Annotated in this window: 19 protein-coding genes; 10 read left to right on the top strand and 9 right to left on the bottom strand. The window is 57.5% G+C overall.

Features of this window, described 5'->3' with window-relative positions:
• Positions 1–3 precede the first annotated feature (3 nt).
• Together paaB and paaA are read right to left on the bottom strand one after the other, a co-directional pair.
• Positions 4–291, bottom strand: coding sequence for a 1,2-phenylacetyl-CoA epoxidase subunit PaaB (paaB, locus tag ACSVHP_RS01550; RefSeq protein ID WP_003857353.1), 288 nt, complete (start codon positions 289–291; stop codon positions 4–6).
• Positions 292–302: 11 nt separating this feature from the next.
• On the bottom strand, positions 303–1,232 hold the full coding sequence (paaA, locus tag ACSVHP_RS01545; protein WP_447550741.1) for a 1,2-phenylacetyl-CoA epoxidase subunit PaaA: 930 nt from the start codon (positions 1,230–1,232) through the stop codon (positions 303–305).
• Positions 1,233–1,515: 283 nt separating this feature from the next.
• Between paaA and paaZ the strand changes: the two genes are divergently transcribed.
• The 4 genes from paaZ to ACSVHP_RS01525 all read left to right on the top strand — a co-directional run bounded on the left by paaZ (position 1,516) and on the right by ACSVHP_RS01525 (position 9,406).
• Complete coding sequence (paaZ, locus tag ACSVHP_RS01540; RefSeq protein WP_447550740.1) at positions 1,516–3,558, top strand: phenylacetic acid degradation bifunctional protein PaaZ; 2,043 nt, start codon at positions 1,516–1,518, stop codon at positions 3,556–3,558.
• A 253-nt stretch (positions 3,559–3,811) separates the two neighbouring features.
• On the top strand, positions 3,812–6,082 hold the full coding sequence (gene tynA / locus ACSVHP_RS01535; RefSeq protein WP_447550739.1) for a primary-amine oxidase: 2,271 nt from the start codon (positions 3,812–3,814) through the stop codon (positions 6,080–6,082).
• 175 nt (positions 6,083–6,257) lie between these two features.
• Complete coding sequence (locus ACSVHP_RS01530; RefSeq protein ID WP_447550738.1) at positions 6,258–8,231, top strand: alkyl/aryl-sulfatase; 1,974 nt, start codon at positions 6,258–6,260, stop codon at positions 8,229–8,231.
• 68 nt (positions 8,232–8,299) lie between these two features.
• On the top strand, positions 8,300–9,406 hold the full coding sequence (locus tag ACSVHP_RS01525) for a membrane-associated sensor domain-containing protein (RefSeq protein ID WP_447550737.1): 1,107 nt from the start codon (positions 8,300–8,302) through the stop codon (positions 9,404–9,406).
• Positions 9,407–9,888: 482 nt separating this feature from the next.
• Here the strand turns inward: ACSVHP_RS01525 and ACSVHP_RS01520 are convergent, their stop codons facing one another.
• Entirely contained in the window at positions 9,889–11,388 is a 1,500-nt protein-coding gene (locus ACSVHP_RS01520) for an aldehyde dehydrogenase family protein (RefSeq protein WP_447550736.1), read from the bottom strand.
• Positions 11,389–11,628: 240 nt separating this feature from the next.
• On the opposite strand from ACSVHP_RS01520, the gene feaR reads away from it, so the two are divergent.
• A complete protein-coding gene (feaR, locus tag ACSVHP_RS01515) occupies positions 11,629–12,537 on the top strand; it encodes a transcriptional regulator FeaR (RefSeq protein ID WP_234672685.1) in 909 nt (302 codons plus the stop codon).
• Here the strand turns inward: feaR and ACSVHP_RS01510 are convergent, their stop codons facing one another.
• The 3 genes from ACSVHP_RS01510 to ACSVHP_RS01500 are packed head-to-tail and all read right to left on the bottom strand — an operon-like array spanning position 12,538 to position 15,693.
• Entirely contained in the window at positions 12,538–12,858 is a 321-nt protein-coding gene (locus ACSVHP_RS01510) for a YdbL family protein (RefSeq protein ID WP_447550735.1), read from the bottom strand.
• A 7-nt stretch (positions 12,859–12,865) separates the two neighbouring features.
• The gene (locus ACSVHP_RS01505; protein ID WP_447550734.1) at positions 12,866–13,057 is read right to left on the bottom strand and encodes a YnbE family lipoprotein; all 192 of its coding nucleotides are present in this window, start codon (positions 13,055–13,057) and stop codon (positions 12,866–12,868) included.
• Positions 13,054–15,693: a YdbH family protein gene (locus ACSVHP_RS01500; protein WP_447550733.1), complete on the bottom strand. Its 2,640-nt coding sequence runs from the start codon at positions 15,691–15,693 to the stop codon at positions 13,054–13,056. Before ACSVHP_RS01500 ends, ACSVHP_RS01505 begins: the two co-directional genes overlap by 4 nt.
• A gap of 318 nt (positions 15,694–16,011) precedes the next feature.
• Between ACSVHP_RS01500 and ACSVHP_RS01495 the strand changes: the two genes are divergently transcribed.
• A complete protein-coding gene (locus ACSVHP_RS01495; RefSeq protein WP_234672693.1) occupies positions 16,012–17,001 on the top strand; it encodes a 2-hydroxyacid dehydrogenase in 990 nt (329 codons plus the stop codon).
• A 57-nt stretch (positions 17,002–17,058) separates the two neighbouring features.
• Here ACSVHP_RS01495 and ACSVHP_RS01490 read toward each other — a convergent pair whose 3' ends face one another.
• Positions 17,059–17,232 carry a hypothetical protein gene (locus ACSVHP_RS01490; protein WP_447550732.1) on the bottom strand — a complete coding sequence of 58 codons (174 nt, stop codon included), beginning with the start codon at positions 17,230–17,232 and terminating at the stop codon, positions 17,059–17,061.
• Positions 17,233–17,639: 407 nt separating this feature from the next.
• Here ACSVHP_RS01490 and ACSVHP_RS01485 point away from each other — a divergent pair, with 407 nt between their 5' ends.
• Entirely contained in the window at positions 17,640–18,653 is a 1,014-nt protein-coding gene (locus ACSVHP_RS01485) for a fimbrial protein (RefSeq protein ID WP_447550731.1), read from the top strand.
• A 59-nt stretch (positions 18,654–18,712) separates the two neighbouring features.
• On the opposite strand, the gene dcp is transcribed toward ACSVHP_RS01485, so the two are convergent.
• Positions 18,713–20,752 (bottom strand): peptidyl-dipeptidase Dcp, encoded by a 2,040-nt coding sequence (gene dcp, locus ACSVHP_RS01480; protein ID WP_447550730.1) that lies wholly within the window; start codon positions 20,750–20,752, stop codon positions 18,713–18,715.
• Positions 20,753–20,894: 142 nt separating this feature from the next.
• Here dcp and ydfG point away from each other — a divergent pair, with 142 nt between their 5' ends.
• Positions 20,895–21,641: a bifunctional NADP-dependent 3-hydroxy acid dehydrogenase/3-hydroxypropionate dehydrogenase YdfG gene (gene ydfG / locus ACSVHP_RS01475; RefSeq protein WP_447550729.1), complete on the top strand. Its 747-nt coding sequence runs from the start codon at positions 20,895–20,897 to the stop codon at positions 21,639–21,641.
• A 90-nt stretch (positions 21,642–21,731) separates the two neighbouring features.
• On the top strand, positions 21,732–22,418 hold the full coding sequence (locus tag ACSVHP_RS01470) for a GntR family transcriptional regulator (RefSeq protein ID WP_234672710.1): 687 nt from the start codon (positions 21,732–21,734) through the stop codon (positions 22,416–22,418).
• 43 nt (positions 22,419–22,461) lie between these two features.
• On the opposite strand, the gene ACSVHP_RS01465 is transcribed toward ACSVHP_RS01470, so the two are convergent.
• Positions 22,462–22,893: a universal stress protein gene (locus ACSVHP_RS01465; RefSeq protein WP_234672712.1), complete on the bottom strand. Its 432-nt coding sequence runs from the start codon at positions 22,891–22,893 to the stop codon at positions 22,462–22,464.
• A gap of 285 nt (positions 22,894–23,178) precedes the next feature.
• Between ACSVHP_RS01465 and ydfZ the strand changes: the two genes are divergently transcribed.
• The gene (gene ydfZ / locus ACSVHP_RS01460; protein WP_234672714.1) at positions 23,179–23,382 is read left to right on the top strand and encodes a putative selenium delivery protein YdfZ; all 204 of its coding nucleotides are present in this window, start codon (positions 23,179–23,181) and stop codon (positions 23,380–23,382) included.
• Positions 23,383–23,407: the final 25 nt, after the last annotated feature.

The raw sequence follows: 23,407 nt of genomic DNA, 5'->3' as shown, positions 1-23,407 counted from the left end.
ACCTCACATGTGCTCGATGCCATCAGGGATGGTGTAAAACGTCGGATGGCGGTAAACCTTGCTCTCCGCCGGATCGAAAAATTCGCCGCTCTCTTCCGGCTGGGAGGCGACAATTTCGCTCGCCTTCACCACCCAAATCGAACAGCCTTCGCTGCGGCGGGTGTAGGCATCGCGGGCGTTTTCCAGCGCCATGCGATCGTCGGCGGCGTGGAGGCTGCCCACGTGGCGGTGGGACAGACCCTGTTTGGATCGCACAAAGACTTCATATAACGGCCAGTAGACATTGCTCATCTTTCTTCCTCTTAAGCCACGCTGCGGGCGTGCTGTTTTTCTGCGTGCGCCAGTGCGGCTTCACGCACCCACGCCCCTTCTTCCCAGGCTTTTCGCTTAGCGGCCAGGCGCTCGTGGTTACAGATGCCGCGCCCGTTGATCACCTCGTCAAATTCGTGCCAGTCGATCTCCCCGAAGACGTAGTGCCCGGTCTGCTCGTCAAAACGCAGATCCTTATCCGGCACGGTCATGCCGAGCATTTCCACCTGCGGAACGGTGTTGTCGACAAAGCGCTGGCGCAGCTCGTCGTTACCAAAACGTTTGATTTTCCAGGCCAGGCTGCGGGCGCTGTTCGGCGAGTTGTCGTCGTTTGGCCCGAACATCATTAAGGCGGGCCACCAGAAGCGGTTAATCGCGTCCTGCAACATCTGACGCTGCGCCTCGCTGCCCTGCGCCAGCGCCATACAGGCTTCAAAGCCCTGACGCTGGTGGAAACTCTCTTCTTTACATATTTTCACCATTGCGCGGGCATAGGGGCCGTAGGAGGTACGGCACAGCGCCACCTGGTTAACGATTGCCGCGCCGTCCACCAGCCAGCCAATTACGCCGATGTCGGCCCAGCTCAGGGTTGGGTAGTTAAAGATGGAGGAGTACTTCATCTTGCCGTCGAGCATCTTCTGGTAGATGTCTTCCCGCGCGCAGCCCAGGGTTTCCGCCGCGCTGTACAGATACAGACCGTGTCCGGCCTCGTCCTGCACTTTCGCCAGCAGAATGGCCTTGCGGCGAAGCGTCGGGGCGCGGGCGATCCAGTTGCCTTCCGGCAGCATGCCGACAATTTCCGAGTGCGCGTGCTGACCAATCTGGCGGATCAGCGTTTTGCGGTAGGCGTCAGGCATCCAGTCCTGCGGCTCGATGGCTGTCTCCTGCGCTATGCGCTGCTCAAAGCGTTGTTCTTGCATCACATCATCACCTTATGATTCGTTAACTTGCTTACTTAAGCGATATGGTGAATCACTTCGTTTCTTAAAAATTACACAAAGGTTAAATATAACCCCAAGAAATGTTTGTTTAATTTGTGACGCCGCTCGCAAGCCTTTTCATTACAGCCCTTGCGGGCGGAAATCCAGAAGGCAGGATTCATCAGGTCGGATCACAATGTTAACAATTCATTAAAACTCAGCTTGATTTTTATGATTCACAATTTAACTATTTATACTGAAATCACGAAACATCTGGAGATACGCGATGCAGCAGTTAGCCAGCTTTTTGTCCGGCACCTGGCAGTCTGGCCGGGGCCGCGAGCGCCATATTCACCACGCCATCAGCGGCGAAGCCTTATGGGAAGTGACCAGCGAAGGGCTGGATATGGCGGCCGCGCGCCGCTACGCCATTGAGCACGGCGGTGAATCACTTCGCGCCATGACCTTTATCGAGCGCGCCGCCATGTTGAAGGCGGTGGCGAAGCACCTGCTCAGCCACAAGGCGGCGTTTTACGCGCTGTCGGCGCAGACCGGCGCGACCAAAGCGGACAGCTGGGTGGATATCGAAGGCGGGATCGGCACCCTCTTCACCTACGCCAGCCTCGGCAGCCGCGAACTGCCGGACGATACCCTGTGGCCGGAAGACGAGCTGATCCCCCTTTCCAAAGAGGGTGGATTTGCCGCGCGCCACGTATTGACCTCTAAATCCGGCGTCGCGGTGCATATCAACGCCTTTAACTTCCCCTGCTGGGGAATGCTGGAAAAGCTGGCGCCAACCTGGCTTGCCGGGATGCCAGCGATTATCAAACCCGCCACCGCCACCGCGCAGGTGACGCAGGCGATGGTGAAATCGATTATCGACAGCGGGCTGGTGCCGGACGGGGCGATTAGCCTGATTTGCGGCGGCGCGGGGGATCTGCTGGCGCAGCTCGACAGCCAGGACGTGGTGACCTTTACCGGCTCCGCCAGCACCGGGCAAAGCCTGCGCGTGCATCCGAACATCGTTGCGCAGTCGATCCCCTTCACCATGGAAGCCGACTCCCTGAACTGCTGCGTGCTGGGCGAGGACGTAACGCCGGAGCAGCCGGAGTTCGCGCTGTTTATCCGCGAAGTGGTGCGCGAGATGACTGCCAAAGCCGGGCAAAAATGTACCGCCATTCGCCGCATTATCGTGCCGCAAAGCCAGATTGAGGCGGTCAGCCAGGCGCTGGTGGCGCGCCTGGAGAAGGTTGTGGTCGGCGATCCGGCGCAGGAAGGGGTTAAAATGGGCGCGCTGGTCAACAGCGAGCAGCGCGCCGACGTGCAGGAAAAGGTCGATCTGCTGATTGCCGCTGGCTGCCAGGCGCGTCTGGGCGGCAAGGCGGACATGCAGGCGGCGGGCGCGTTCTTCCCGCCCACCCTGCTTTTCTGCCCGCAGCCGGACGAAACCCCGGCGGTGCATTCCACCGAAGCCTTTGGCCCGGTCGCCACCCTGATGCCGTATCGCAACGCAGAGCACGCGCTGGAGCTGGCCCGCGCGGGCGGCGGCAGCCTGGCGGGGACGCTGGTGACGGCAGACCCCGCCGTGGCCCGCCAGTTTATTGCCGGGGCGGCACGCGCCCACGGGCGTATTCAGATCCTCAACGAAGAGTCGTCTAAAGAGTCCACCGGTCACGGCTCACCGCTGCCGCAGCTGGTTCACGGCGGGCCGGGACGCGCGGGCGGCGGCGAGGAGCTGGGCGGCCTGCGCGCGGTTAAGCATTACCTGCAACGCACCGCCATTCAGGGCAGCCCGTCGATGCTGGCGGCAATCGGCAAGCAGTGGGTACGCGGCGCGCAGGTGCAGGAAGATCGCGTCCATCCGTTCCGCAAATACTTTGAAGAACTCCAGCCGGGCGACAGCCTGCTGACGCCGCGCCGTACCCTGACGGAAGCGGATATCGTTAATTTCGCCTGCCTGAGCGGGGATCATTTCTACGCCCACATGGACAAGATTGGCGCGGCGGAGTCCATCTTCGGCGAGCGCGTGGTTCACGGCTATTTCCTGATTTCGGCGGCGGCGGGTCTGTTTGTCGATGCGGGCGTGGGGCCGGTGATCGCCAACTACGGCATGGAAAACCTGCGCTTTATCGAGCCGGTCAAGCCGGGCGATACCATTCAGGTGCGCCTGACCTGCAAACGCAAAACGCTGAAGAAGCAGCGCGCGGCGGATGAAAAACCGACCGGGGTGGTTGAATGGGCGGTGGAGATTTTCAATCAGCATCAGCAGGCCGTGGCCCTGTATTCAATTCTGACGCTGGTGGCGCGCCAGCAGGGGGATTTTAGGTAACGCCCCCTCACCCTAACCCTCTCCCCGAAGGGGCGAGGGAACTGTTTCGTGCCAACATTTTTTCTGGGGAACCCTCTCCCCATAAGGGAGAGGGAATTGCTCCGCATCAGCCCGTGATATACCCCCGCTCTTTTTTTAACCTGGCAAAACTGACAAATAACCTGGCAGATGCAGGCAAACGCTTTTCCCACAGCCCTGTCAGGATAACGCTGGCACAACACAAAAATCACAACAAAACAAAACGAGGTCAACGATGGGAAGCCACTCTTCTTTTTCTGCCCGTAAAACGGCGCTGGCCGTTGCGCTGATCTGCGCCTGGCAAACCCCTGCTTTCGCCCACGGCGGGGAAGCGCACATGGTTCCGATGGATAAAACGCTCCAGGAATTTGGCGCAGACGTGCAGTGGGACGATTACGCGCAGATGTTCACCATTGCCAAAGACGGCGCGTTTGTGAAGGTCAAGCCCGGCGCGAAAACCGCCATCGTTAACGGCAAATCCCTGACGCTTCAGGTCCCGGTGGTGATGAAGGGCAAAAAGGCGTTCATCTCCGAAACCTTTATCAACGATGTGTTCCAGTCCGGCCTCGACCAGACCTTCCAGGTCGAAAAACGCCCTCACCCGTTGAACGCCCTGACGGCTGACGAAATCAAGCAGGCCGTTGAGATTGTCAAAACCTCAGCGGACTTTAAGCCCAATACCCGCTTTACCCAGATTGCGCTGGCCGAACCAGAAAAAGCCAAAGTCTGGGACTTTGTGCTGAACGGCACGGCGGTGGACGCGCCGCGCCAGGCCAACGTGACCATGCTGGACGGTAAACACGTCATTGAAAGCGTGGTCGATCTCACCGATAAAAAAGTGGTGAGCTGGGCGCCGATTAAAGACGCGCACGGCATGGTGCTGCTCGACGACTTCACCGCCGTACAGCAGATCGTTAATGACAGCAGCGAATTCGCCGAAGTGCTTAAAAAGCGCGGCATCACCGATACGAAGAAGGTGATCACCACCCCGCTTACCGTCGGCTTCTTCGACGGCAAAGACGGCCTGAAGCAGGAAGACCGCCTGCTGAAAGTGGTGAGCTATCTGGACGTGGGCGATGGCAACTACTGGGCGCACCCAATTGAAAACCTGGTGGCGGTGGTGGATCTCGAACAGAAAAAAATCATCAAAATTGAAGAAGGCGCGGTGGTGCCGGTGCCGATGACGCCGCGCCCGTACGATGGCCGCGATCGCATTGAAACCCCGAAAAAACCGCTGGAGATTATCGAGCCGGAAGGCAAAAACTACACCATCACCGGCGATATGGTTTACTGGCAGAACTGGGATTTCCACCTGAGCCTGGATTCCCGCGTCGGGCCGATGATCTCCACCGTCACCTTTAACGACAACGGCAAAAAACGCCAGGTGATGTATCAGGGATCGCTGGGCGGGATGATTGTCCCCTACGGCGACCCGGACGTGGGCTGGTACTTCAAGGCCTATCTGGACTCCGGCGACTACGGTATGGGCACCCTGACCTCGCCGCTGGTTCGCGGCAAGGACGTGCCGTCGAACGCCGTACTGCTCAATGAAACCATCCCGGACTACACCGGCGCGCCAATGGAGATCCCGCGCGCCATCGCGATTTTCGAGCGCTATGCCGGGCCTGAGTACAAGCATCAGGAGATGGGCCAGCCGAACGTCAGCGCCGAGCGCCGCGAGCTGGTGGTGCGCTGGGTCAGCACCGTGGGCAACTACGACTATATCTTCGACTGGGTGTTCCACGAAAACGGCACCATCGGCATCGACGCGGGCGCGACCGGGATCGAGGCGGTGAAAGGCGTACTGTCTAAAACCATGCACGACGCCACCGCCAAAGACGACACCCGATACGGCACGCTGATCGACCATAACATCGTCGGCACCACCCACCAGCACATCTATAACTTCCGTCTGGATATGGACGTGGACGGCACCAATAACCGTCTGGTGGCGATGGATCCGGAGGTGAAGCCAAATACCGCTGGCGGCCCGCGTACCAGCACCATGCAGATCAATCAGTACAACATCGACACCGAGCAGCAGGCGGCGCAGAAGTTTGACCCGGGCACCATCCGCCTGCTGAGCAACACCACCAAAGAGAACCGCATGGGCAACCCGGTGTCGTACCAGATTATCCCTTACGCGGGCGGCACGCACCCGGTCGCCACCGGCGCGAAGTTTGCCCCGGACGAGTGGATCTATCACCGTTTGAGCTTTATGGATAAACAGCTGTGGGTGACCCGCTACCATCCAAACGAAATGTACCCGGAAGGGAAATTCCCGAACCGCTCAACCCACGACACCGGGCTTGGGCAGTACAGCAAAGACAATGAATCACTTGATAATCAGGACGACGTGGTGTGGATGACAACCGGGACAACCCACGTTGCCCGCGCGGAGGAGTGGCCGATTATGCCAACGGAGTGGGTTCACACCCTGCTGAAGCCGTGGAACTTCTTCGATGAAACCCCAACGCTTGGGAAGAAAAAAGAGGAGCAGAAGTAACCTCTGCTGGATCTGACAAAGGGGCCTTGCGCCCCTTTTTTCATTCATTTCATGGCTGAATGTGTCACTGCGATTATATTTAGTCATACCTTTCTCAACGCTTTGCATCTTTTGAAACACTTTCACCGGGAACGCGATATCAACTCCACGCGCAACATCACTGAGAGGTTTTAGGATGAAATTCAATTTGATTGTCAGGAGTCTCGCGCTGGCGGGATTTTTCATTTCTGCGAGTCACGCGCTCGCTGCCGAAGCGCCAAAGGCCGCCACGGCGGCAACTCAGCAGGCCAATAACGCCCTGTTCAACCAGCTTCCCTTCTCCGATAACACCGACTTTACCGACGCCCATAAAGGCTTTATCGCCCCGATCCCACAGGAAGTGATCAAAGGCGAACAGGGCAACGTGGTGTGGAACCCCCAGCAGTACGCCTTTATCAAAGAGGGCGACAAAGCGCCGGATACCGTTAACCCGAGCCTGTGGCGTCAGTCGCAGCTGATTAACATCAGCGGCCTGTTTGAAGTGACCGACGGCGTGTATCAAATCCGTAACCTTGACCTGTCGAATCTGACCATCATCGAAGGTAAAGAAGGTATCACCGTCGTCGACCCGCTGGTCTCTGCCGAAACCGCCAAAGTCGGGATGGATCTCTATTATAAAAATCGCGGCAAAAAGCCGGTTGTCGCGGTGATTTACACCCACAGCCACGTTGACCACTACGGCGGCGTGCGCGGCGTGGTGGACGAAGCCGACGTGAAATCCGGCAAGGTGAAGGTCTATGCCCCGGCGGGCTTTATGGAAGCCGCCGTCGCGGAAAATATTATGGCGGGCAACGTGATGAGCCGCCGCGCCAGCTATATGTACGGCAACCTGCTGAAGCCTGACGCCACCGGTCAGGTCGGTGCCGGGCTGGGGACGACGACCTCGGCGGGAACGGTAACGCTGATCGCGCCGACCAACATCATCGAAAAAGACGGTCAAAAAGAGGTGATCGACGGCCTGACCTATGACTTTATGCTCGCGCCGGGTTCGGAAGCACCGTCAGAGATGCTCTGGTATATCGAAGAGAAAAAGCTGATCGAATCGGCGGAAGACGTCACCCACACGCTGCATAACACTTACTCCCTGCGCGGGGCGAAGATCCGCGAGCCGCTGCCGTGGTCGAAATACATCAACGAAGCGATTGTGCGCTGGGGTGATAAAGCCGAAATTCTTATGGCGCAGCACCACTGGCCGACCTGGGGCAACGAAAACGTGGTCAAGCTGCTGAAAAGCCAGCGCGATCTCTATCGCTACATTAACGACCAGACCCTGCGCATGGCCAACGAAGGGCTGACGCGGGACGAAATCGCCGCCAACTTTAAGCTGCCGGATTCGCTGGCCCACACCTGGGCGAACCGCGGTTACTACGGATCGGTGAGCCATGACGTGAAGGCCACCTACGTGCTCTATCTGGGCTGGTTTGACGGCAACCCGGCGACGCTGGACGAGCTGCCGCCGGAAGAGGCCGCGAAGAAATTCGTCGAGTACATGGGCGGCGCCGACGCCATTCTGACCAAAGCCAAAACCGACTTCGACCAGGGGAACTACCGCTGGGTGGCGCAGGTGGTGAGCAAAGTGGTCTTTGCCGATCCGAACAACCAGGCGGCGCGTAACCTGGAAGCGGACGCGCTGGAACAGCTGGGCTATCAGGCTGAATCTGGCCCGTGGCGCAACTTCTACCTGACCGGCGCGCAGGAGCTGCGTAACGGCGTGGTCAAAGGGCCAACGCCGAACACCGCCAGCCCGGATACCGTGCGGGCGATGACGCCGGAGATGTTCTTCGACTATCTGGCCGTGCATATTAACGGCGAGAAAGCCGGGGACGCGAAATCGGTGTTTAACATCGACCTTGGCAACGATGGCGGCAAATATAAGCTGGAGCTGGAAAACGGCGTGTTGAACCACACCGCCAACGCCGATGCGAAGGACGCTGACGCCACCATCACCCTGAACCGCGACACGCTGAACAAGATTATCCTTAAAGAGGTGACGCTGAAACAGGCCCAGGACAGCGGCGATGTGAAGATCACCGGCGACGGCGCGAAGCTGGATGCAATGCTTGGTTACATGGATAAATTTGATTTCTGGTTCAATATTGTGACACCGTAACGCTGCCTGCGGGCGGGATGCGCTCCCGCCCTTCTCTTTACTCCCTTTGGATGGGGATATCCGCATCAATGGAAAAAAGACACAACACGACGCCCGAACTCGCCACCTGGCCCTCCCGCAGATCGATGGTGCTGCACGGGCTGGAAACGAACCTCTCCTGGCTGGCCTTCGTCAACGCGAGCTTTGCGCTCATGGTTCTGCTGCGCAATTTTTTGTTTGCCGATATCGACACTCTGCTGAACGTCGGCAAGCATCTGGGCCTGCTGATCGACGCGTCCATGCTGGGCGTTGTGATATTGTCAGCCGCCCTGGCGATTATGGCCTGGCGCCATATTCGCGGCGTGAGCGTGGTTCTCTTTATCTGTAGCCTGCTCTGGTCGATGTGCTGCTACTGGTTTATTCACGATATTCACCTCCCTCACCCCTGGCCGATTTTTGTCACCCTGCTTATGGCGGGAATGGCCGCGCTCTATTTCCATCCTGCGGGACTTCTGGCCTTTATCCTGCCGCTGTGGATCACCATGCCCATTGCCAGCATGGTGCAGAATGAGGGCGTGAATATTCGCTTTGCCGGCCTGTGGGTGGTGTTTTCACTGATCCTAATTTTCGGGCGTTTTATTCTGCTGAGCTGGTTTGACGAGGCCTGGCGTCGCAATCAGCAGAATCAGCTGCTGATTTCCCGTCTGGACGCGCTGGCACACCAGGATCCTTTGACGAAAACCGCCAACCGACGGGCGATGGAGCTGGTGCTGGAGGACGCGGTCGAGCAGGGAAAAACCTTCACGCTTCTGATGCTGGACGTGGATTACTTCAAGCGTTACAACGACACCTACGGCCACCAGGCGGGCGACGACTGTCTGGTGCGCGTGGCCGAAGTGCTGAAAGCGTCCGTGCGCACGCCGGAGGACGTGGTGTCGCGCTACGGCGGCGAGGAGTTCGTGGCGATCCTCTTTAACTGCCCGGAGGCGATGGCGGAGCAGGTCGCAGGACGTATTCAGGACGGGCTGCGCGCGGCGGCGATCCCGCACGGCGCGTCGGAGGTCAGCGAGCATGTGACGGTCAGCATGGGTATCGCCGGGCCGGATAAAGGCCTCGCCGGAACGGAAATCATCGCCCGCGCCGACGCGGCGCTGTACCGGGCGAAAGAAGCGGGACGGGATCGTTGGGCGCGTTGAGCGTTTTGTAGAATATCCACCTCCATAAGGAGTGGGTTTTCCATTAATTTTTCTCGTAAAGCGATGAGAATAATTTCATATAGATAACTGCGTTACAGCGACACCCTGGTCCGGCTGTAAATCGCCGAAGCGTTTCCGTAATGCCGGGGCGAGGCGCATGGACGCGCCGAGAGGGCATAGCCTGCATGGATGGAGGCTGGTGCCCGACCCGATAGCATGAAGGAATAAGCTGAGGGTACTGCGAAGCAGCGATTTTCTTGCCGGGAGCCCGGGTTGCCAGGGGGGCGGCGGCGAGCCCCCATGGCACGTTCACTAGTAGTGTGGGGACAGAGAAGCAAGGAACCTAAGGTGAACGGAATGACCACGACAGCCGTATGTTCCCCTCACCCTAACCCTCTCCCACAAGGAGAGGGAATGGTTTCGTGCCCATATTTTCCCCATAATCGTAGGCCGGGTAAGCGCAGCGCCACCCGGCACGTTGTTTAATACCTCACGCACACCGACTTGGTCTCGCACCAGCCGTCCAGCCAGTCCGGGCCGAAATCGCGCCCGGTTCCCGACTGCTTCATGCCGCCGAACGGCAGGTTGGCATCAATCAACGTATGGCTGTTCACCCACACCGTCCCGGCCTGTAGCCGATCGGTATACTCCAGCGCTTTGCTGATGTTCTGCGTCCAGACGCTCGCCGTCAGGCCGTATTCGGTGTCGTTCGCCAGCTGGAGCGCCTCTTCACCGTCCGCCACCCGCACCAGGTTTACCACCGGGCCAAACACCTCTTCACGCGTCAGGCGCAGGTTAGCCTCCGGGTTCACCACCAGCGTTGGCGAAACGTAATAGCCGTTTCCCGCCGGGCCGCGATTGCCGGTAATCAGCTCCGCGTTGCGCGAGGAGGCTTCGTCGAGGAAGCTCTGCACCTTGTCGCAATGGGCGCGGGAGACCAGCGGATTGATAAACGCCTGCTCGGACATGCCCGGCCCGACGCTCAGGGACTTCACCGCCTGCTCGAAGCCGCTGACCAGGGTGTCGAACAGCGGCGCTTCGATGTAGATACGCGAACTCGCGGCACATACCTGCCCCTGATTCAGGAAGCTGCCCATCATCAGCCCTTCAATCACCCAGGCCGGATCCGCGTCTTTCAGCACGATAGCCGGGTTCTTGCCGCCCAGCTCCAGCGTTACCCCCGTCAGGGTGTCTGCCGCCGCGCGCGCAATCTGCTTGCCCGTCGCCGTGGAGCCGGTAAAACTCACTTTGGCGATATGCGGATGCGAGGTCAGCGCAGCGCCGCACACCGCGCCGCTGCCGGTAACGACGTTAAACACGCCTTCAGGAACGCCCGCTTCGCCCGCCAGCTCCGCCACGCGGAGCAGGGTCAGCGGCGTGGTTTCCGACGGCTTGATGACGATAGAACACCCCGCTGCCAGCGCGGGCATCACCTTCCACATGCCGATCATCAGCGGGAAGTTCCACGGCACGATCCCGGCCACCACACCCACCGGCTCTTTGCGGGTCCACGCCTGATAGCGCGCCCCCTGCGGCAGCGGAATGGAGAGATCCAGCGTCTTGCCCGCGATTTTGGTGGTCAGCCCTGCGGTGTAGCGCATCCAGTTCAGGGTACAGCCCACTTCAAAGGCGCGGGAAATGTTAATCGACTTACCCTGCTCCAGGGTTTCAAGCTGCGCCAGCTCTTCGCTGTGCTGCTCAACCAGATCGGCAAAGCGCAGCAGAATACGCTCGCGCTCGGCAGGCAGTTTTCCCGCCCAGCTGCGGGCGACAAAGGCGCGCCAGCCGGACATCACCGCGCGATCCACATCGTCCACGCTGGCATCTGCGGTGGATGCAATCACTTCTCCGGTCGCCGGGTTAAAGACGTTCAGGCGCTTTTCGCTGTCGGATGCCGTCTGGCGCCCCTCGATCCACAGGCCATGCTGACGATCCAGAAACTGCTGCACGGCGGGCAGGATGGCGGTCTGTGATTCAGACATAGGGTACTCCTTCGTTATTATTCGCAGGGTTTATTGCAGTCTACGAGGGGTTTTCCAGTTCCGCTTTTGTCTGTGTGACATTCGCTTTGCCACCTGTGACAGGCTCCGCAAAACATGATAATTCCCGCTTATAACGCTGTTCCCGGTGAGTGTTCTTTCCTATAGTCAGCCTCTGAACTCTGACAATTTGCAACACAAATGCAACAATGTGAAAACGTTGAAAGTGCAGCGAGAATAACAATGACGTGTGCAAGCGAGCAGGAAAAATATCAGCAGTGGCTGGCGCAAATTAACCAGGTTTGCGGGCACTTCAACGCGCGTCCTTTAGAGGGCGAGTTCATCGGCGAGCTGGAAACCAGCTATGCCCGAAGCCTCAAGCTAAGCACCGTCACCGCCGCAGGCGTAAACCTGTTTCGCACCCGTCAGGAGATCAAAAACGGCAACGACGCTTGGTTCTACACCGTATTTCAGCTTGAGGGCAGCGCCCAGCTGGAGCAGGACGACCGCCGCTCGCTGCTTAAGACCGGGGATATCACCCTGATTGACGCCTCGCGTCCCTGCTCCATCACCTGGCATGAAAAATCCCGCCAGATCTCCCTGCTCCTCCCACGCCAGATTATTGAACAGCAGTGTCGTTTTCAGGAGGTCAGCTGCGCGGTGACGCTTTCCCGCAGCCTGCCGACGGTGCAGCTGAGCCATCGTCTGCTCCAGGAAAGTATGGGAAACACCGATCTCAGCGATATGGAGAGCGAAGCGGCGCTTGAGGCGATGGTCTGCCTGCTGCGCCCGGCCTTTCAGCAGCGTGAGGCGGTGCAGCCGCGCAAAGAGCGCCAGTTCCAGAACGTGCTGTCGTTAATCGACGATCATATTCAGTCGGAAGCCCTGCGCCCGGAGTGGATCGCCAGCGAAAGCGGGATGTCGGTGCGCAGTCTCTATCGCATGTTCGCGGATAAAGGGCTGGTGGTGGCGCAGTACATCAAGAACCGTCGTCTTGACCTCTGCGCTCAGGTGCTGCGCGCCACCGGCGATAACGAAAAGCTGGCGGGCATTGGCTACAGCTGGGGGTTTGCCGATCACAGCCACTTCTCAACGGCGTTTAAGCAGCGCTTTGGCGTGTCGCCGGGCGAATACCGTAAGCGCTTCCGTTAATTACTTTTTCAGCCACCTGCCGTTTATGCCCTTCACGTACTCCCCCGGCTGCGCGCGGGCGACCAGCTTCTGCCCCGCCATTTTGGCGACGTCATCCACCGGAAGGTTATTGCTGTCGGCCAGCTGCTGGTAGCTTTCCGCTCGGGCCGTGTTGATTTGTTTCACCAGCGCCAGGGTTTCGGCATCCTGCCGCACCGGCGCAATGTAGCCACTCAGGGTTTCCCCCACGCGCCCCTGGGCTCGCGCCTCGTTCAGGGTGAGCGTCGCGGCCTGCACGTTCATGCCAAGCGCCAGTAACAGGAGAGCTAAAGTTCGTTTCATGGCGTCCTCAGAACAGATCGCTGCGTGATTTCAGCAAAGATTCGACATCTTTATCCACTTTGATGTGGATCTCATGCTCGATTTTCACGTTCATGTTGATGGTAATCGGCTCTTTTGGCGCCGCGACTTCAATGCGCGGCGTACAGCCTGTCAGCAACGCGGCTACGGCTACGGTGAGTCTACCAGCCAGCTTTTTCATTGTTGTTCCTCACTTTCCTTGCTTGTCGAACTGCGGGTCGTCGGTATCGCCGCGTGTTGCTCTAACCAGGTTTGCAGATTGTCCCCAAAACGCAGGCTGCGCCACAGGGTAAAGACGTTTTCCTGATGGGTATAGTTAAGATTAACGGAACTGCTTTTGCCGTCCACCCGGCTGGTACCCTTGAGGGTCGCCCGCATGGTTAACTCCCCCAGATTATCTAAATTGATTCTCGTCCACGACTGGGAAATTTCCATATAGCGGAGCCAGTTAATGGCCGCCCCGGCCACCATATTATCCTCTACGATAGCGTCCGCCGTGTCTTTATCAATGCGCAGGGTCATCGGGCCGGGGTTAGTGAGCCAGCCGTCCTTAACGATCCACTTTTCGTTATCGAGCCAGAACGGCAGCGCGCCGCTCACCGGGCCGGACATCGTAAACTGCTTAGGATTCACCGCGCTGATAAGTTCGCTGGTGGACACGTTGTTTACGCGCAGCAGCGCCGGGTCGTGCTGCGGCATTCGCAGCTGCTGCATGGTGATTTTGCCGCCGAGGGCGTCCACGCTGACGTTGGTGAGCAGCAGCGGGTTCTCTTCGCTCCAGGGATAGTCGCCCTGTAAATCTGCCGTGATATTGCGTGCGGTAATCAGGTTCACGACTTCGCCAATCCGCAGGGTGACCGGGCCGCGCGTGCCCAGCGACCAGGTGCCTTCGCTAAAGCGGAACGGCAGCACAAAATCCACGCCGTTGATTTGGTTGTCGGGCATCCAGGCGCTGCCGGATTTCAGCACGCCGTGCCCGCCCGCCTCGAAGCCCTGTCCGGCTGCGGCAGAAAACGCCACCTGCGCGTAAAGATCGCCGCCGCGCAGCGTCATTTTCCAGTCCGCGGGGACCAGCGGCTGAAACACGCTGAGAGATTGCTTCGGCCACCAGGCCTGACCGCGCAGGCGCTCCCCGTCCCAGCGGCCGTTCACCTGCACCGGGCCGATGGCCTCGGCATGAAGATCGCCCTTAAACTGGAACAGCGTCGGGTCGACGCCCTCCACGCTAAAGGTCAGCACCGACGGGGGAAGCACGCTGCCGCCGGAAAACGCGGTTTGCCCGGCGTTCAGGGCCAGCGCGCCGCTAAAGTGCGGATCGGCAGGGTCACGCGACCAGCGAACCGGTTTATCCAGCACCAGGCGCGGCTTGCTGACCAGCATGGTGCCGTACTGGAGTTTATCGAATCCGGTGGAAAGATCGGTCAGCTCAATCACCCGATCGCGCCACTCGCCCTTCCCGGCAACGTCCCAGCGCGCGTTCATCGGCGTGAAGTTGCCTTTACCCCAGTAGCGCCACGCCCACAGGCCGTTATCCGGCAAGAAGTCGGTGGCCTGTCCGTCCAGATGCAGGTCAAAATCGCCCATCTCATTTTCGTGGGCCCGCAAAATGGCCTGAAGGCGGCCGTCGACGCCCTTTTGCGTGAGCTTGACCCCCGCCAGCGGCCAGCGGATCTCGTCGATATCAAGCGAATCGATAATGCGCCCGCGCGAGCGCAGCAGCGCGCCCGGCTCAAAGGTCAGTTGGGGGTCGCTCAGGCTCCCGGTCAGTTTCGCCGGAAGCTTCGCGTAGAGGATCAGATCGTTTTGCTTCGCCTCGCCGTTCAGGTACAGCGGCATGTTGCTGTTATCCATGCTCAGGGTGCCTGGGCCGATATTGAGCACCGCGTTGCCTTTGCCCGCATCGCCCTGCGTCAGCACGTTCAGGCGTCCGGTCAGGGTGGCTTTCTCCAGCCCCTGCTGCCAGTTGTCGACCTTCAGGCCGACGCGTCCGCTGAGCGGCATTCCGGAGAGCTGCCAGTTCCAGCGCCCGTCGCTGATGGTGAACCGTTCGCGGGTGAGCTGCCACGGCAGGTCAAGCAGCGGATCGGGATTATTACGGGCGATCACCAGCAGTTGCCCCTGATTCTCCTGCCAGTCGAGATCGGCATCCACCAGCGAATCGAGCTGCGGCGCGTTAAAGGTGGCCTCCGCGTGGCCTTTCACCGGCACGCCGTCCGGCACCAGCGGCATCGTAAACTCACCCACCAGGGTGACGGGCTGCGGTTGGTCAGGTAACTGAACCTGAAGCTTACTAACCGTCAGCGCCTGCCCGCGCAGCTCTCCCTCAAAGTTGACCTGCTCGCCGTTATAGCTCACCTGCTGACGCTCAGGCGTGAGCGATACCTTGAGCTCGCCCTGCCACTGCTGCCAGGGGGATAAGGTCAGTCGGTGAACGGTCAGCCAGGTATTGGGCAGCAGCGCTTGCCACTGCGCCAGGGTTTTGGGCGCGGCGGTGGACGGTTCACTTTCCGGTAATTTGTTCAGACAGGCGGTATTGAGATCGAGCGAGGCGATATCCAGCGCCCAGCGGCTCGGGTGCGTCAGCGTGGCGTTTTTCAGCCTCGCGATTTCGCAATCTTCCACCAGATAGCGAAGATCGGGAATAACGAGAGAATGGCGCGTCAGGCGCGGGCTTTCTTCAAAGGCGATGCGCGTCCCGACGGGGAGCCAGATCCCGGCCAGTCGGGGAACCCACTGCGCGAGCGTCATCAGCAGCGTCAGCGGCAGCAGTATCAACAGCAGTAATAGCGCGATCGCGGCTTTATATTTACCCTTCATGGGCAGTTAATATCCTGATTTAGAAAATGAATTAAGCCGATAAAGCCACCCATTGTCGCATGTTTATCCTGCCAGATGAACCCGGTGCCATCTTTAAAAATAGAAGGTCTTACGCGCGGCGTCAGGAAATTAGCATAGCACCGCGCCCCCGGTGATGACCTGTAAATAAGCCAAAACGGTTCCGCGAATACCATCGAGTCAAAGACCAGAAATGCTCTAAAATGATTGATAGAACTTATTGATATCAATGCCATTTGAGAAATAGTAAGATTATTTTAATCATGCTAATGTGAATGCAAAATCACTGGAGAAAGTCTTATGAAACTCGCGGTTTATAGCACAAAGCAGTACGACAAAAAGTATCTGCAACATGTTAACGAGACCTATGGATTCGAACTTGAATTTTTCGACTTTCTGCTGACCGAAAAAACGGCCAAAACGGCGCACGGCTGTGAAGCGGTGTGTATTTTTGTGAACGACGACGGCAGCCGCCCGGTTCTCGAAGAGCTGAAAAAGCAGGGCGTGAAGTATGTTGCCCTGCGCTGCGCGGGCTTTAACAACGTCGACCTGGACGCGGCTAAAGAGCTGGGCCTGAAGGTGGTGCGCGTACCGGCCTACTCCCCGGAAGCGGTCGCAGAGCACGCCATCGGCATGATGATGTCCTTGAACCGTCGTATTCACCGCGCCTATCAGCGTACCCGTGACGCCAACTTCTCGCTTGAGGGGCTGACCGGCTTCACCATGTACGGTAAAACCGCAGGCGTAATCGGCACAGGGAAGATCGGCGTTGCCGCGCTGCGTATTCTGAAAGGTTTCGGGATGCGTCTGCTGGCGTTTGATCCGTATCCAAGCGCGGCGGCGCTGGATCTGGGCGTGGAGTACGTCGACCTGCCGACGCTGTTCTCGCAGTCGGACGTGATCTCCCTGCACTGCCCGCTGACCCCGGAAAACTACCATCTGCTTAACCAGTCGGCGTTCGACCAGATGAAAGACGGCGTGATGATCATTAACACCAGCCGCGGCGGGTTAATTGATTCACAGGCCGCAATTGAAGCCCTGAAAACGCAGAAAATTGGCGCGCTGGGTATGGACGTGTATGAGAACGAACGCGACCTGTTCTTTGAAGATAAGTCTAACGACGTTATTCAGGATGACGTGTTCCGTCGCCTCTCCGCCTGCCACAACGTGCTGTTTACTGGCCATCAGGCGTTCCTGACCGCCGAAGCGCTGATCAGCATTTCGGAAACCACGCTTGGCAATTTGCAGCAGCTGGAAAAGGGCGAAGAGTGCCCGAACGCAATCGTCTGAGAAGAAACTCACGGCAACCTCGGTTGCCGTTTTAGTCTCTGTTCCTCTCCGTGAGGATCAGTGGTGGGGCAACTCGCCGTTGCTGTGTTTTGGCCCGATACGTCCGGCCTCTATTAAGATCTCTTCCATAAGTTCTTCAAGACACTCTTTCCCGTGGTGTTCACAGATGAGGTGAACCTGTCGGGAAATCTCCTCGGATTCCATTCCATCGCACAGGGCCGACTTCAGCATTAAGCAGGCCCACCGTTTTGCTTCAGAATGAGTCAGCATAACCCCTCCCGATATATGGCATCTCTCTAAGCATAGCTCCCGGCAAACGAGGCAGGGTTTAAAATTGTTTCTGTTTGTGCGCGATCAAAAAACCGGGCATGACGTTAGGTTCTCCAGCCGTCTGAGCGCCACCGTTGAATAGAGCGTGTTTTGCTATTTTTTGAAATATACGTAACAAAAGCATGAAATCAGGAAGAAATCGATCATGGATATTTATGCGCGTAAAATTAAATACGCAATCGTATCACAACACATTGTTTTTTTTAATGAATATAAATATCAGAATCCTCCCTGATGTATTTGCACTTAAAAAGTGACACTATGTATCGCTCCTCACTTATATAAAGTTAAAGTCGTTAAGTTCCGTGATGAAAATTAACCTGCTAAAATTAACAATATTTTTAATGACTCTTATTTCTTCCCAATTCTCATTTTCGGCCAGCAATGCTTCGGGAACTTGTGGTTCATTAACACTAGGCTGGGGGAATGCCGTATTATTGGGATCTGTAACACTCTCACCTTTGGCTCCTGTGGGTTCTATCATTGGTTCGGAATTCAGTACAAATTTAGTGGGCCCTCTTGGTGCGACGCTGGCACCTTCAAGCACGAATAAACCACCTTATTATTTTACGTTTACAATACAGAAACCTGTAGCAAGCAATGTTACTTATAACGGCGCAACGGTATATCAAACGGGGTATTCAGGCATCGGATTGGCCGTTTGGGGCGACAGCTATACCAGTGGTCCAAAAATATTAATTTCCAATACAACAACCGCTGGGAGTTACAGTAAAAACTTAAATTTTGCATTTATAAAAACCGGCACTGTAACAGCCTCTGGCGGTATTTCGGTTAATCTTTTCTCTAATATGGCAATTCAGTGTCAAAACAGCTCCGGAGTAACCATCACATCGCCGATATTCGATAACAGTACCAGCAGCATTGTGATGTCTTCTCTGATAACACCGGCATGCGCCGTCACCAATACGGCGATTAACGTGCCATTGGGCGACATCAAACGAACCGTTTTTACCGGCGTTGGCAGTGCTTCGCCTGCACAAAATTTCTCGATTCCCCTCAGCTGCGTTAAATCCTCCAAAGTGAATATTTCCATTGCCCCCGGTGCTAGCGGTGCATATAACGCGACTACGGGAGTCATTAACATCGACCCGGCAACGAGTGGAGTAAAAGCGACCGGCGTTGGCATACAGCTGCTTTATAATAACGCGGCAATTCCACTGAATACGGCGCAAAGCGTTGGGTCGGTTACTGGTGAAGGCGCATTCAACGTTCCGCTATCCGCTCGTTATTATCAAACAGCCAGTACGGTCACTGCCGGTAGCGCGAATGGTACAGCTACATTTGTCATGACATATAATTAAGAAATCATGATCAAAAAACCGGGCATAACGCCCGGTTTTGTTTATGTAAAAAAATATCGCTATTCACTTAACCCACGATTTTTCAACATCGGTTCAATTTCCGGGTCGTGTCCGCGCCATTCCCGGTATAACGCTTCCAGATCGCTGCTGTTGCCGCGCGACAAGATTGCCTCGCGGAATGTCTGGCCGTTTTCGCGGGTTAATCCGCCCTGCTCAACAAACCACTGGTAGCCGTCGTCCGCCAGCATCTGCGTCCACAGGTAGGCGTAATACCCCGCCGCATAGCCGCCGCCGAAAATGTGCGCAAAGTAGCTGCTGCGGTAGCGCGGCGGAACGGCAGGCAGATCCAGCCCCTCTTTTTTCAGCGCCTGCGCTTCAAATGCCTCAACGTCGTTCACGCCCTCCTGCGCGCCAACGGCGTGCCAGTTCATGTCCAGAAGCGCCGCGCTAAGAAGTTCGGTCATGTCGTAGCCTTTGTTGAACTGGGTGGCGTTGAGCATCTTGTCGCGCAGCGCCGCAGGCATCGGTTCACCGGTCTGATGGTGACGCGCGTAGTTCGCAAACACCTGCGGATGGCTCGCCCAGTGCTCGTTGATCTGCGACGGGAATTCCACGAAATCGCGCGGCGTGTTGGTGCCCGACAGCGTAGCGTAGCGCTGGCTGGCAAACAGCCCGTGCAGGGTATGGCCAAATTCGTGGAACAGGGTTATCACGTCGTCCCAGGAGATCAGCGCCGTCTGCCCGCTCGCCGGCTTCTGGTAATTACAGACGTTGTAGATCACCGGGCGTGCGGCGAACTCATAAGACTGCTCGACGAAATTCCCCATCCACGCCCCGCCGCCTTTGGAGTCGCGCGCGAAGAAGTCGCCGTAGAACAGCGCCATGCCCTCCCCTGTGTGGTCGAAAATTTCCCAGACGCGCACGTCCGGGTGATAGACCGGAATATCAAAACGTTCGGTAAAGCTAATGCCGAACAGCTGCGTTGCGGCCCAGAACACGCCGTCGTGCAGCACCTTATCGAGGGCGAAGTAAGGTTTGATCTGCGACTCGTCCAGCGCGTATTTGCCCAGCCGCACGCGCTCGGCGTAAAACGCCCAGTCCCACGCCTGCGCCGTGAATCCGCCCTGCTCGTCATCAATCACTTTCTGAATATCCGCCAGCTCGCGCTCTGCTCGCGCCCGCGCCGCCGGGACGATGCCGCGCATAAAGTGCAGGGCGGCCTCCGGGGTTTTCGCCATCTGATCGGCGGTGCTCCAGCTCGCATAGCTGTCGAAGCCTAACAGATTGGCCTGACGCGCCCGCAGGGTTACAAGACGGCGGACCAGCTCGCGGGTGTCGTTTTCATCCCCTTTCTGGGTGCGCGTCCAGCCTGCCTTAAACAGGTTTTCCCGCGTCTGGCGATCGGTCAGCGCCGCCAGCGCAGGCTGCTGGGTGGTGTTCAGCAGCGGAATTAACCAGCGACCGTTCAGCCCCTTCTCCGCTGCCGCCTGTGCTGCGGTGGCGATCTCATCGGCGCTTAATCCATCAAGCTGGTGGGCGTATTCCACCACCAGCCCGCCGGATTTATCCGCCGCCAGCAGGCGCTGGTTAAACTGGCTGGTAAGAGAGGCAGATTCGGTATTCAGCGCCTTAAGCTCCGCTTTTTCATCGGCACTCAGGCGCGCGCCTGCCAGCACAAACCGCTGGTGCGTTTCGTCCACCAGGCGGCGGGACTCGGCGTCCAGCGCCTCGCTCTGCCCTTTAACCGCCTCGACGCGGGCAAACAGGGTGTCGTTCAGCCAGATATCGTTCGCCAGCCCCGCCAGCTCGGTCGAGAAGGCCTCGTCCAGCTCCTGTAAATAGTCATTGGTATGGGCAGAGGTCATCGCGAAAAAGACGCTGGTGACGCGGGAGAGCATCGCCCCGCTCTTTTCCAGCGCCAGCACGGTGTTGTTGAAGTCCGGCGCGGCGGTCTGGGCGATGATGGCGTCAATCTCGGCGCGCTTCTGGCGCATGGCTTCGTCAAAGGCCGGGCGATAGTGGCTATCGTCGATGACGTTAAAGCGGGGGGCCTGATAAGGCAGCAGGCTGGTTTCAAAAAAGGGATTGTTCACCGACATCGTTTACTCCTGAAAACGGGTTTTCCACCAGAGTAGGCCAGCCCGCCATCGCCTGCAATCTCGTTATACAAATGTTGCCTTACCGCACTCCCCGGGAGCATGCTATGGTAATACAACATAAAAAGCGTTGAGGAACAGTGACATGATTATTTTAGTTACCGGAGCAACCGCGGGTTTTGGTGAAAGCATCACGCGTCGCTTCGTTGCCAACGGGCATAAAGTGATTGCTACCGGCCGCCGTCAGGAGCGTTTACAGGAGCTGAAAGACGAGCTGGGCGACAGCATTCTGACCGCGCAGCTGGACGTACGTAACCGCGCCGCCATTGAAGAGATGATTGCGAATCTGCCTGCCGACTGGCGCGCCATCGACGTGCTGGTCAACAACGCCGGTCTGGCGCTGGGCATGGAGCCTGCGCATCGCGCGAGCGTGGAAGACTGGGAAAACATGATCGACACCAACAACAAAGGGCTGGTGTACATGACCCGCGCCGTGCTGCCCGGCATGGTTGAGCGCAATCGCGGCCATATCATTAACATCGGCTCTACCGCAGGCAGCTGGCCTTACGCGGGCGGCAACGTCTACGGCGCGACCAAAGCCTTCGTTCGCCAGTTCAGCCTGAACCTGCGCACCGACCTGCACGGCACCGCGGTGCGCGTCACCGATATCGAGCCCGGCCTGGTGGGCGGCACCGAGTTCTCCAACGTGCGCTTCAAGGGCGATGACGCGGAAGCGGATAAAACCTACGAAAACGCCAACGCCCTGACGGCAGAAGATGTGACCGAAGCGGTCTGGTGGGTGTCGACGCTGCCTGCGCACGTCAATATCAACACCGTTGAGATGATGCCGGTCAGCCAGACCTACGCTGGTCTTAGCGTGCATCGCGGCTAATTTGCCCTTCCCGGCCTGCGGGCCGGGTCTGGGATGACGGTCAAAAGAATGGTAGTATGCTCGGGTTAACTCTCTGAGAAATCACAACCCATGGCCGCCGAATCCCAACTTAATCCCACCCAGCCCGTTAATCAGCAAATCTATCGTATTCTGCGACGAGATATCGTTCATTGCCTGATCCCGCCGGGAACGCCGCTTTCCGAAAAAGAAGTGTCGGTGCGTTTCGACGTGTCCCGCCAGCCGGTGCGCGAAGCCTTTATCAAGCTCGCGGAAAACGGCCTGATTCAGATCCGCCCCCAGCGCGGCAGCTACGTGAATAAGATTTCGCTCTCGCAAGTGCGTAACGGCTGCTTCGTGCGCCAGGCCATCGAGCGCGCCGTCGCCCGCCGTGCGGCTTCTCTCATTGATGACAACCAGTGTTACCTGCTGGAGCAAAACCTCAATCAGCAGCGCATTGCCATCGACCGCAAGCAGCTGAACGACTTCTTCCTGCTCGACGACGAGTTTCACCAGAAGCTGGCGCAAATCGCCGACTGCCAGCTGGCGTGGGACACCATCGAGAACATCAAGGCCACCATCGACCGCGTGCGCTACATGAGCCTTGACCATGTCTCCCCGCCTGAAATGCTGCTTCGCCAGCACCACGATATTTTTTCCGCGCTGGAAAAACGCGATCTGGACGGCGTAGAAAATGCCATGACCATGCATTTGCAGGAAATTAGCGAATCGGTGCAGTTAATTCGACAGGAAAATAGCGACTGGTTCAGCGAAGATTAATGGCTGCCGCATCCCGGGAATATCCGGGGACGCGGCGGTGATATTAGCGAACAACTAATACCGGAATGCGGGCATAGCGCAATATAGATTCGGCGTTAGAGCCCAGCAGGTGCGTGGACATACTCGGGTTTTTCGAACCAATCACAATCACGTCATATTCCCCTTCGTTGCTCAGCGCAATAATTTCATCACGCACGTTGCCGAAGCGGACTTTTGTTTCGATTTTCTCCGGCGACATATCGAATAACCGCTTTAAGCCGTTCATCTTTTTCTCTGACTCGGCGGAAATATACTCTTCGAACTTTTTAATGTCGGCATTGAAACCGCGCAGCAGCGAGCGGCTGCTGGCCGGCAGGATGTTCACCAGCGTGATGGACGCCCCTTCTGCCTTCGCCAGATTCACGGCGTGACGCACCGCTTTGTCGCTCAAATCCATTTCAAATACATCAACAGGCATCAAAATGTTTTTATACATAAGCCTGACTCCTTATTCCTGAGAAGCATTATTTGCTGCATTCAGAGTGACACCGTTATTATAAACGAAGACTAAACGGTCACCTGACGCAACTATCAATAAAAGAAAACAATTGTCCGCTTTGTAAATAGCCGTTGAGTTACGTCAGCGCGCGCCGGATATAAGAAAAAAGTGTGAGCTTGATCAAAAACAAGAAATGCACCGCCAGAGAGGCGTATTAATAATGCCTCGTAAACGGCAGGCATAATATCGCCGTCACGATTTGGCATGAGAGGAGAAAATACCATGATGACTTACGATCGTAACCGTAACGCTATTACCACCGGCAGCCGCGTGATGATTAACGGCACCGGGCGCACCGGGGTGATTAAAGCGATTCACAGTGAAGGCCTTGACGCGATGCACGTGCGTCGCAGCAAAACGGTTGAAGTGGAAGGCTGTGAAGGTAAATTCGAACCGATTGAACTGATCCGTCTGGGTATGCACTAAGACGTACAAGAACATGCCGCCGCGA

Source organism: Enterobacter sp. 186315 (assembly GCF_053290175.1).
The sequence above is the reverse complement of the archived record's forward strand: the minus strand, read 5'-3'. Positions and strand labels throughout refer to the sequence as shown.